The sequence below is a fragment of the Methylobacterium sp. WL12 genome (assembly GCF_008039475.1).
Taxonomy (GTDB): domain Bacteria; phylum Pseudomonadota; class Alphaproteobacteria; order Rhizobiales; family Beijerinckiaceae; genus Methylobacterium; species Methylobacterium cerastii.
The window spans coordinates 1-2,436 of record NZ_VRUW01000188.1; the positions used below are offsets into that span (position 1 = coordinate 1).

Consider the following 2,436-nt stretch of genomic DNA (forward strand, 5'->3'; position numbering starts at 1 on the left):
CGCCGTATCAGCTCAAAAACGACCCCCCCGTCCCCAACTGCCCCATATCATCGACCTCGCGACCTTCGCTGAGGTTCACTACAAAGCAAACGAGGTCCTTACCCACTACGTCGATTATCCGCGCGTCAACGCTCTCATCCCAAGCGCCGGCGTTCGGCTAAAACTGGACCTTGCCGAGGCGATTGAACTACCAGCGAATAATGCCCACGCCCGCATCCGGTTTGCCCACATCGCGTTTCGACACATCACCGAGTGTCGCGGCATTCGATGTGGCCCCCTTTGTTATGTGACGATCACCCCTGCAGCCTTCGCCAAGCGTCTGAGCGATGAAGCCGGAATAACGCCGGACCAGTGCGCGCAGCTACGGCGAACTGGACCGGCGGCGCATTTTAGCATTCGCCGAGTTCAAGCCCTCGCCCGGCAGGCCCTCGGCACGATCCCGTTCGTTGGGATGGTCGAGGCCGTGATGTACAAGGGGTGGGGGCCAAACGGCCAATTCTATGGCGACTGGATTTCCTGGCATTGTCACCTCATCACTTGGGGGGCGACCCACAAGCAATTAACGGCTGCACTTGCGCCATTGCGTGTCAAGCACAACAGCATGCTTCCTGGAAACTCAGCCGCACATATCGCGCCGTTCAATTTCAACCAACTTGAGCAAAAAATTGCCTACACGTTGAAAGCACCACAAAAAGCCACGCGAGTTGTTTTTTACAAAAACTCTTGGACTAATCCTGCAACTGGTGAAATCAGGCCTGTCGGTTTCAAACAGAAAAAGGATTGGCTGCGGCCGGGTGAGCGCGTGCGTATGCTAGACGTTTTGGCCGACCATACCCTCGACAAACTTTTGTTTGGCAACGGGGTTGGCTCACCACTAGCGAATGCTATCCGCAGCGAAGCACTACAGCCCCTACGTCGCGATAAAATTATGTCAGAGCTGTATCATCGGCCCTTGGCTACCAATAACGGATCGCGTGTAGGCCGTGGTCAGAGTATGCGTTCGCCACGAACTCGGTAGAGGCGTGTATGAAAAGGCTTCGTGCCTTAGACAAGTGATCGAACGGACGACATTGGGGTCCGCTGCTGCCTGAACGCCTTGACGGATGTGTGTTTTCCTCTCCTCGGGAACAAGCAGGCTGCTGCTGAGCAACATGCAGTGGGCGGTTTAACTCGCTGTCGGAGGCTGGTCGGTCGAAGGCAAAATTCTTAAGCGGGAATAGATTTAGCTTCACAAGGGCTTGCGCTCGCCTGTTGTCGAGGCGCTATAGGCATCGGCCTCACCATCACGGTAGGTCAATGACCGACGAACCCGCACCTGATTTCGCCGACCCCTGGGCGCATGCACTACGGGTGACTCGACCCGCCTTGCTCTTGATGCCCGGAGCGTTCCGGTCCGAGATCGAGGCCGAAGCGGCAGCCGCCGGGGTCGCGGTCGCGGTAGCCGCACACGACACCGCTGCCTTGTTCACCTGGCTTAATGGCCTGTTCGTTTTCCAGGGCGTGTCAGACGTGATCGCCGCCGGCTATGCCCGGCGCCATGGCCTGCCCGACTGGGCGGACCTCACCAGTCGCCTCGGGCCTCGGCGGCCCGCCTGCCCGCACCTCGCGACCGTCGAAGCTCTGGTCGGCTGTGGCTACCGCAAAACGGCACGTACCTGTGCCGAGCCGCGCCGCCTTGCCCGCTGCCCTCTTCCTCGCCTGCCACTGCGCAAGGGTAGCCTCAACCGGGCGGCCTACGGGCTGTACCTGTTCATTCGCGACCACTGCCCGGGGGGCGATTTCGTCGCCTGGCTCGATGCGCAACTCGCAGCCGCTGACATCGGAGGCCGAGCTGATCCCAGCCTGCGCGCGGCGGCTCTGCGCGAGGGCCTGCTGGCACCGCTGGTGGTCGTTCCCGGGGTCAGCCGCAAGGTCTGGTCGCTTGCCCTTGCCACCCTATTGCTTGGCACCGCCCATACGCGCCCCACCACGGTGTTGCGCGAGCGCTGGACCGCCGCCGGCTCAGGGCTGATCGTCGTCGACACCCTGGTTCACAACCACCTCACCCGGACGGGGGTGCTGCGTCGGCTCGGGTGCGAGCATGCCTATGGGCCTCGTTGTCAGGCCGAGGACGGATGCCTTGGCGTGCTCGCAGGGTTGGCGGTGCGGATCGATGCGCGAGCCTTCGCCTCGGACCTGCCGGCTTACTGCCCGCGCTTCGTCCAGCACGCTCTCTGGCGGTTTTGCAGCGAGGCAGGCTGGGGGATCTGCAGCGGTCGTCGAATTGCCCGGGCCACACGCTGCGGGCAGCGACAATGCCCGAGCTATCGCGAGTGCGACCGGCTCGCGCTCGTTGAAGCTACAGCGGAGGATCCGCTTGGACGAGCCATCACGGCACGATTTAGGATTAAATAGATATAATAGGTTGACTAACCGATCATTGGTGCTACCTTGAGG

General features: G+C 61.2%; 2 protein-coding genes. Both read left to right on the forward strand.

Annotation, left to right across the window (positions count from 1 at the left end):
* Positions 1-1,018, forward strand: a 1,018-nt coding sequence (locus tag FV226_RS28285; protein ID WP_187278873.1) for a hypothetical protein, incomplete at its 5' end; no start/stop codon positions are given.
* 278 nt (positions 1,019-1,296) lie between these two features.
* Positions 1,297-2,394 carry a hypothetical protein gene (locus tag FV226_RS27325; RefSeq protein ID WP_187278874.1) on the forward strand — a complete coding sequence of 366 codons (1,098 nt, stop codon included), beginning with the start codon at positions 1,297-1,299 and terminating at the stop codon, positions 2,392-2,394.
* Positions 2,395-2,436 lie beyond the last annotated feature (42 nt).